A 7,466-nucleotide genomic window follows, 5' to 3' on the forward strand; every position below is an offset into this window, starting at 1 on the left:
TTTGTGCGTTAGCCTTACTTAATTCAGTTTACCCTCTCCGGGGACTGGAAGAGTTTATTTCTTGGATGTCCCTAACTCGAAGCGATCCTCTACCAAATGATAAACTTCAACTTGTGCTTTTGTGACTTCATAAATGCCGTAAAAAGCAGGTCGAATTATCCGCTCGTAAATCCAAAATTTGCCCTGGCGAGGAGTCCTATCTCTTTCTTCACTGCCATCGCCAGAAACAAATTCAAGTACAATTAGAGGCGGCATTAATTCACGCCACATTACATAGGAACGGCGCAGATTTCCGTCAAGAGTTGGCGGCACGTCGGGCACGTAAAACCAATCAGGTGCTTCGGCTCCTTTTTCTGGCGGTTCCGGGGGTTGGACCACCCGCCAATAAATACCGGAATCTTGACCGATGCAGTATTGTCCGTCGGGATGAATTTGGTCTAAAATGGGTCGAACAGATGTTGTTAACAGGATGCTTTGAGGGTGTTCTTGAAAGTTTTTCACAAAAGTACCGTCGGAGTCTGGTAATTGAGTGTGGTCTGGGAAATCTGTGGCTAGAATTTCTGATTTTTCGGTGCCACTCATGTTGACCTCTTGAATGTTCAAAATTTCTACTTATAATTGGTGAATGATAGATTAATTATGCTATTATGTCGTGACCAACCTGCGATTGCTATAGAGAATATTTTAAATAATATGAGTCAGTACAAGTTAATTATTTTCGACTTCGACGGCACTTTGGCAATTACTCACAAAGCTATTGTATTTTGCTTTACCAAAACTTTTGAAACATTCAATATTATCCCGCCTGCTGCTGATACTATTATAGGTACAATCGGCATCAATTTACCAAATAGTTTTAAAATCCTCCATCCGGCGATCGAGGAAAGCGCAATTCCCGAATGGGTTGAAACTTACCGCTCTTATTATCGGACGGAAGGTGAAAAGCAGGTAGAGTTATTTACCGGGACAAAGCAAGTCTTGCAGTTGGCGCGTCAGTCTGGATTGAGCCTGGGAGTTTTCAGCAACAAACAGGTTACTTTTGTTAATGTATTACTAAATAGTTTGAGAATTCACAGTTTTTTTGATTTGATATTAGGTGATAACGGACAAATAATTCCGAAACCAAATCCGACTGTTTTTCACTCGATTATTAAACCGCTGTTCCCGGAGTTGGATAACAGTCAAATTTTAATGGTTGGCGATACAGCGATTGATTTGCTGTTTGCTAAAAATGCTGGGATAGATGTTTGTTGGGCGGCTTACGGATATGGCGATCGCGCTCAGTGTCTCGCCCTAGAACCGACTTTCGCGATCGACGATATTTCAGAACTTGCTGTGTTCGTTCAAAATTAATTTTTCCTCTGTTTGTTTGAGAAAAGAGTTTGAATCATTTAAATATAAAGAATTTAATTATTTTTTTTTACTACATCCGGATGAGTGAGTTTTTATTTAATTGAAAAAATAAATACCCGAACTTGTAATCCGCCCAAACCCTGCCAAGCAAACCATACCAAAGATAGAGTGATCCCTGGAACAGCTATTATAAATTAACAAGTAGGATTCCTTTGAAGGTAGAAGGCACAAGGCAGAAGCAAATAGGAAAAAATGAGGGAAGCCAGATTTTTTTCAGGTAGAATTTACCGCCCAAATTCTGCATAATAGCCTTCTAACTTCTACCTGTGGAAAACAGGCAATTCTGTTAAACTCTAGGATGTGCTGCCAGTCGGGATCTACAATAAACTCAATTTATAGAAACTCATGCAGATAGATATAAGCATTCCTTCGGAAACGCTATCGCCGACTCGTACTGGCGGCACACCGAATTTAATAGAAGAAGTATTTCGACTGTACGATCGCGCCCTGGCAGCTACCAGCAACGGCATCGCGATCGCGGACGCTACTCGGCCCGACAAGCCTATAGTCTACTGCAACGGCGCTTTCGAGCGGATTACAGGGTACGATCGCACCGAAATAATCGGGAAAAACTGCCGCTTCCTGCAAGGCCCGGATACCGATGGCGCTGCCGTCGATCAAATCCGCGCGGCCCTGAAAGAACAGCATGACTGCAAAGTAGTTCTGAAAAACTACCGCAAAGACGGCACGCCTTTCTGGAACGAACTCACCATCTCGCCCGTGCGCGACAGCAGCGGGATCGTTACCCACTTCATCGGCGTCCAATCTGATATCACCGATCGTTTCCAAGCAGAAGCAGCCCTCAAACAAGCCGAGGCAAAATACCGCAGCATCTTTGAAAACGCCACCGAAGGCATATTTCAAACCGCCCCAGACGGGCGCTACCTCAGCGCCAACCAGGCACTCGCCCGAATGTACGGCTACGATTCCCCGTCAGAACTGATCGCAAAATGTTCGGCAAAAAACCTTTACGCCGATCGCACCCGCCGCGCTTCCTTCATGGCAGAAATCAGCAAAAACGGCTCCCTGAAAGAGTTTGAGTCCTGCGTCCGCCGCCAAGACGGCAGCACTACCTGGATCTCGGAAAACGTGCGCGAAGTTCGCGACGAAGATGGCGAACTCCTTTACTACGAAGGAACCGTCGCCGAAATAGCCGATCGCAAGCGCGCCGAAGCAGCCCTGCGAAATCAACAATACTGGCTGAAAACCGCGATCAACGCCGTCCCCGACGCGATCAACCTCACAGACAGCGAGGGGCGCTGGCTGATTGCCAACGACTGCGCCCTCCAACTTTTGGGCTGGGAAACCGCAGACTACCAGGGCAAAACTACTGCCGAACTCGCTGCCGCAGCCGATCCGAGAGTCAGAGAAATCCTGCTAACTTGGCAGGAAACCGACGAAACCACCTGGGAAGCAGGCACTCTTACCTCCAGCCGCGAAATTGTTTCCTTGCCCACAGGCGGCAGCAATTTGTTTGAAGTGCGGAAAGTGCCACTCTTCAACCCCGACGGTTCGCGCAAAGGTTTGGCCGTCGCGGGGCGGGACATCACCCAGGAAGTGGCAGCGGATGCAGCTTTGCGAGACAGCGAACAGCGGTTTCGGGCAATTTTTGAACGCGCTGCGATCGGCATGGTAGTCGCTACCCTCGAAGGTGTTGCGATCGCCACTAATCCGGCATTTCAAGCTATGCTGGGGCGATCGGAAGCTCAACTGCGGGGTCTCGGCCTCGACGAGTGCGCGCACCCGGAAGACGCACAAGTTTCGCGCGAGTTGCGCCAACAGTTAGTCGCCGGCTCCCGCGAAGCTTACCAAATCGAGAAGCGCTACCTCCGCCAAGACGGCAGTATCAGGTGGGGACGCCTCAGCACATCTGTCATCGACAGCAGTCAGGGAACGCCACAGTTTATTTTGCAAATGGTAGAGGATATTACCGATCGCAAACAAGCCGAGTCAGCTTTGTTCCAAAATGAGGCTAAGTGGCGATCGCTAATTCTCAACAGTTCCGACATCATTACTATTCTCGACGCCAGCGGTCGTATTGTTTACGAAAGCCCTTCTGTAGAAAGAGTTTTAGGCTACGAACCCGATGAAGTCGCCGGTCAAATTGCTCTCGATTTGATCCACCCTGACGACTTGCCCTCGGTGATGTCCGACGGCGAAAAACTGATCGCAAATCCAGGCGATCCGATCGCCCTAGAAGGTCGGTTCCGGCGCGCTGACGGTTCTTGGTGTTTTCTCGAAGGTGTGGGCATCAACTTGCTAGCAGACCCCGCTGTGAAAGGAATTGTGATCAACTCCCGCGACATGACGGCGCGCAGGCAAGCAGAGTACCGCCTCAGCAAAATCAACGAGTGCTTTTTGGGATTCACCACCGACGCCGCTGAGAACATCCAGCGGCTGACATCCTTAGCCGGTGAGCTTTTGGGGGGAAGCTGCGCCATTTACAGCCGCCTCGGTGGCGGACTGCTGCAAGCGATCGCGACTTGGCAAGCGCCGCCGGACTACCCGCTGGTCGATCGCGCCGAGGGCCGCATCTGCACCGAGGTATGCAGCAAAGGAAGCGATCGGGCTGTTGCCATTCCTGACTTGCAGAACACGATCTACGCCCAAACCGATCCCGCTGTCATCCGCTACCAACTGCGAAGCTATCTGGGACAAGCAGTGCGGCTGGGCGACAATTACGTGGGTGCGGTGTGCGTTGTCAACACCGAGTCGATCGCGCCCACAGAAGCCGACTGCAAGCTGATCGGAATTATTGCAGCGGCGATCGGAGTTGAGGAAGAACGGGCCGCCGCCGCCGATCGCGATCGGCAAAAATCCCAAGAACTGCAAACAGCTTTGAGCGACTTGCAACAAACTCAAATGCAGTTAGTACAAACCGAAAAAATGTCTTCCCTCGGGCAGGTGCTAGCAGGAATTGCCCACGAAATTAACAACCCAGTTGGCTTTGTCGCCGGCAACCTCTGCCACGTGCGAGGCTACGTTCTCGACTTGTTAGAAATCGTGCAAGTCTATCAAGAAGAGTACCCAAATCCCCCAGCAAAACTTCAGCAACAAGCCGAAGATATAGACTTAGAATTTCTAGCAGAAGACCTGCCAAAATTGCTCAATTCAATGCAGACCGGATGCGAGCGCATTGTAGAAATTATTCAAACTCTCCGAAATTTCTCGCGGGCTGACGAAGCGAAAATCAAAACAGCCGACATTCACGAAGGTTTAGAAAGTACCTTATTAATGTTAAACAGCCGACTGAAAGCCAAACCCAACTGGCAGGGCATTAAAGTGATTAAAGAATACGGAGAACTGCCGCAAATAAACTGTCATCCCGGACTGTTAAATCAGGTATTTATGAATGTATTGGCAAATGCGATCGACGCTTTGGAAGAAAGCTGCAGCCAAGCAAAAGACACCGCCACTTCTATCTTTCCTACTATTACTATTCAAACAGAAACGATTGATGATAAAAGCATTTTAATTCGGATCAAAGACAACGGCTTTGGCATTCCAGAAGATCAGATTGTGCGTTTGTTTGACCCATTTTTTACCACAAAACCCGTAGGTAAAGGCACAGGTTTGGGTTTATCAATTTCGCACCAAATTGTCGTTGAAAAACACAACGGCAAATTGCAGTGCCTATCAGAACCCGGTAAAGGTAGTGAATTTATCATCGAAATTCCAATTCGTTGACATCAGGACGACGCTAATCAGGATATCAGGTCAATTCCGGTTGCACCGTCCGTGATAGTTGACTGTTGGCTGTTGACTGTTGGCTGTTAACTGTCAGTCGAAAAACTGAATGATGGTTGAGTATGGAGTGTTAACTCGATTTTACGCCCGACGATGCTAGCGGATTTGATATCATGTCCATTAATTATGTCCGCATTCGGCTTAAAAACCCCCTTGATTTCTTAGTCCCTCTCAGCTAGGAACGAAAGTTTGTGTAGTAGCGATTTCTATCGCCGAGTCTTATCAAGGGGTTTTTAACGCGGATTTGGTATCAGTGGTTTGACACCCTACTAAGAGCGCGGTAAGGTGCTCCAGGTGCACCCTACATAATGCGGTAAGGGGCGTAATGCGCGCCCTAAATATAGCAGTTTTAAACTGAGTCAGGTACTCTGCTGTCAGGACCCCATTACCCATTACCAATGTGTACCTGACTCAACTGAAAAATACTATAATTAGGTTCAAGTAAGTCCTAATTTACTTAAAAACTAAATTGAGTCCGCAAATTGCCCACAAAAATTGTCGGGTTGTTATCGAAATTATTGGCATTCCAGATCGCATAAAATGCCGGTACGAGCGAAATATTCTCGGTGACAGGCAAATAATAAGTGGCTTCAATTTCGTACTGTTTGCCACCATTCCCCCCGCCCGAAACCAGAAACCTGCGACCACCAGTAACGTCAAAAGGTACTAAAAATGAGGCAGTAAACACAGCTCCTTTTTTGAATAAATCAGGAAGTGCAAATCCTAACATATAAGATTGAGTTTTGATCGTGCCGTCGGGTCTGTCAGTCTTGGGAAATATATTGGTTTCGGCGTAGCCGTAGCGGCCGAAAAGACCGAAACGGCGGCTGAGCGACCAATCGAAATTAAAGCTATAAGTATTGGCAGTAGCATTGCCGAGACGACCACCGAAACCGTCATCTGCCAAACCGTTAAGGGGCCTGCCATTCGGTGCTCCAATTAGCCCGCCAATTTGCTGGATGTTGGAACGGCTGTACAAAAACCGCAAATTTGTTCGATCGCTCGGACTGAATGTTAGTTCGGCGGTACTCGTATTTGTCCCACCAAACAAGCCTTGAGACGGATTGGAAGCGGAATTAAACACCGGAGAGGGCAAAAATTCCATACTCTCGCCCAAATAGCCTAAACGCAGTTTCAATCGGCGGCTGATATCCCACAAAGCCAAAGCACCTGCGCCGCGTTTGGTAGCAGTTAACAAAGTGCTATTGTTAGAATTAAAACTGCTCGCACCGTCCACGAAAAAGCTAAAGTTATTGTTGTCAAAGTAGCGGTAGAAATTAATTCTGGGGCCGATTACTACTTGCAAGCTGTTGCTAACCGGGAACTGATAATAAAGTTCTCGCAGGATAACTTCATTGGGATTCACCCCAGCAGTCTGGTCTAGAAAAGGAGTGCCAAAGGTATTAAAAAGACCCGGAGAAGTATACTGATTGGCTGGTGAATTTCCGTTGCCTACAGCTAGCTGTGTAACCAATTGGTCTTTCCCTGTAAAAGAAGTAGTGAGGGTTAACCAAATTAAGTGGCTGAAAGTAATTTCTGGATCGTCCACTCTCTGCACGATCGGTCTGTTGGTGACAGGATCGCGTCCGGGTACTCGATCGAGCGGAGCAGCATTTCCATCTATTGCTTCAACTCGGACTCCCTTGCCCGCAAAAGCTCCACTCAGGTTAAACCAAGCAAATCCGTTGAGTTTAGTAGTAGTTGAAAATTGGTTGGCTTCCAATTCGGCAGTGCGGGCTTCTAAAGCATCTACTCGACCGCGCAATGTAGCTAATTCTGCTGCAAATTCTTCTTGCAATCTTTGCAAAGCAAGTAAATCTTCTCGGCTGACTAAATTACCAGTAGAACCGCCAAGTTGTTTGGTAATTTGGTCTAAGCAAGCGTTTAATCCGGCGGCGAATTCATACCGAGTCATTGCTCGATTGCCTCGGAATGTGCCGTCTGGATATCCCGCAATGCAGCCGTATCTTTCTACTAGGGATTGCAAGGCTTGAAAAGCCCAATCTGTCGGCCGCACGTCGGAGAGTTGGGAAACAGAAGTGACTTGTGCTGCGTCTTCTTGTATGCTGAGGTCATCAGCGGTGCCCGTCTCGCTGCTGATGTCGGCAACTTTGCTGGCTTCAGCAACTTGTTGAGACTGAGGAGAGTTTGCAATTTCTAACTTCTGTGGGGGCAATTCGCCAATTGCCTCCGTTATTTCTGGGGTTGTTGTTGCACGATCGACAATTGCTATATCTGTTTCGGGTAAAGCACGATTGACTGTTGCTGCATCTGTTTGAGGTAAAGCACGATCGACTGTTGCTGCA

Annotated in this window: 3 protein-coding genes and 1 pseudogene; 2 read left to right on the plus strand and 2 right to left on the minus strand. The window is 47.9% G+C overall.

What is annotated here, in order from left to right; translation table 11 throughout:
- Positions 1-72 precede the first annotated feature (72 nt).
- Positions 73-582: pseudogene (locus tag QUA83_RS20440) on the minus strand (Uma2 family endonuclease); the annotation flags it as partial.
- A 57-nt stretch (positions 583-639) separates the two neighbouring features.
- On the opposite strand from QUA83_RS20440, the gene QUA83_RS20445 reads away from it, so the two are divergent.
- Both QUA83_RS20445 and QUA83_RS20450 read left to right on the plus strand, forming a co-directional pair.
- The gene (locus QUA83_RS20445) at positions 640-1,353 is read left to right on the plus strand and encodes an HAD family hydrolase (protein WP_333295421.1); all 714 of its coding nucleotides are present in this window, start codon (positions 640-642) and stop codon (positions 1,351-1,353) included.
- A gap of 405 nt (positions 1,354-1,758) precedes the next feature.
- Positions 1,759-5,100, plus strand: a complete 3,342-nt coding sequence (locus QUA83_RS20450; RefSeq protein ID WP_333295423.1) for a PAS domain S-box protein — start codon at positions 1,759-1,761, stop codon at positions 5,098-5,100.
- A 517-nt stretch (positions 5,101-5,617) separates the two neighbouring features.
- Here QUA83_RS20450 and QUA83_RS20455 read toward each other — a convergent pair.
- Positions 5,618-7,393, minus strand: coding sequence for an iron uptake porin (locus QUA83_RS20455; RefSeq protein WP_445301795.1), 1,776 nt, complete (start codon positions 7,391-7,393; stop codon positions 5,618-5,620).
- Positions 7,394-7,466 lie beyond the last annotated feature (73 nt).

It is taken from the genome of Microcoleus sp. K1-B1, from assembly GCF_036704705.1.
Lineage (GTDB): Bacteria > Cyanobacteriota > Cyanobacteriia > Cyanobacteriales > Microcoleaceae > Microcoleus.

Coding starts and splice junctions, on each gene's coding strand:
- QUA83_RS20445 (WP_333295421.1), top strand. CDS start 640: ATGCTATTATGTCGTGACCAACCTGCGATTGCTATAGAGAATATTTTA.
- QUA83_RS20450 (WP_333295423.1), top strand. CDS start 1,759: ATGCAGATAGATATAAGCATTCCTTCGGAAACGCTATCGCCGACTCGT.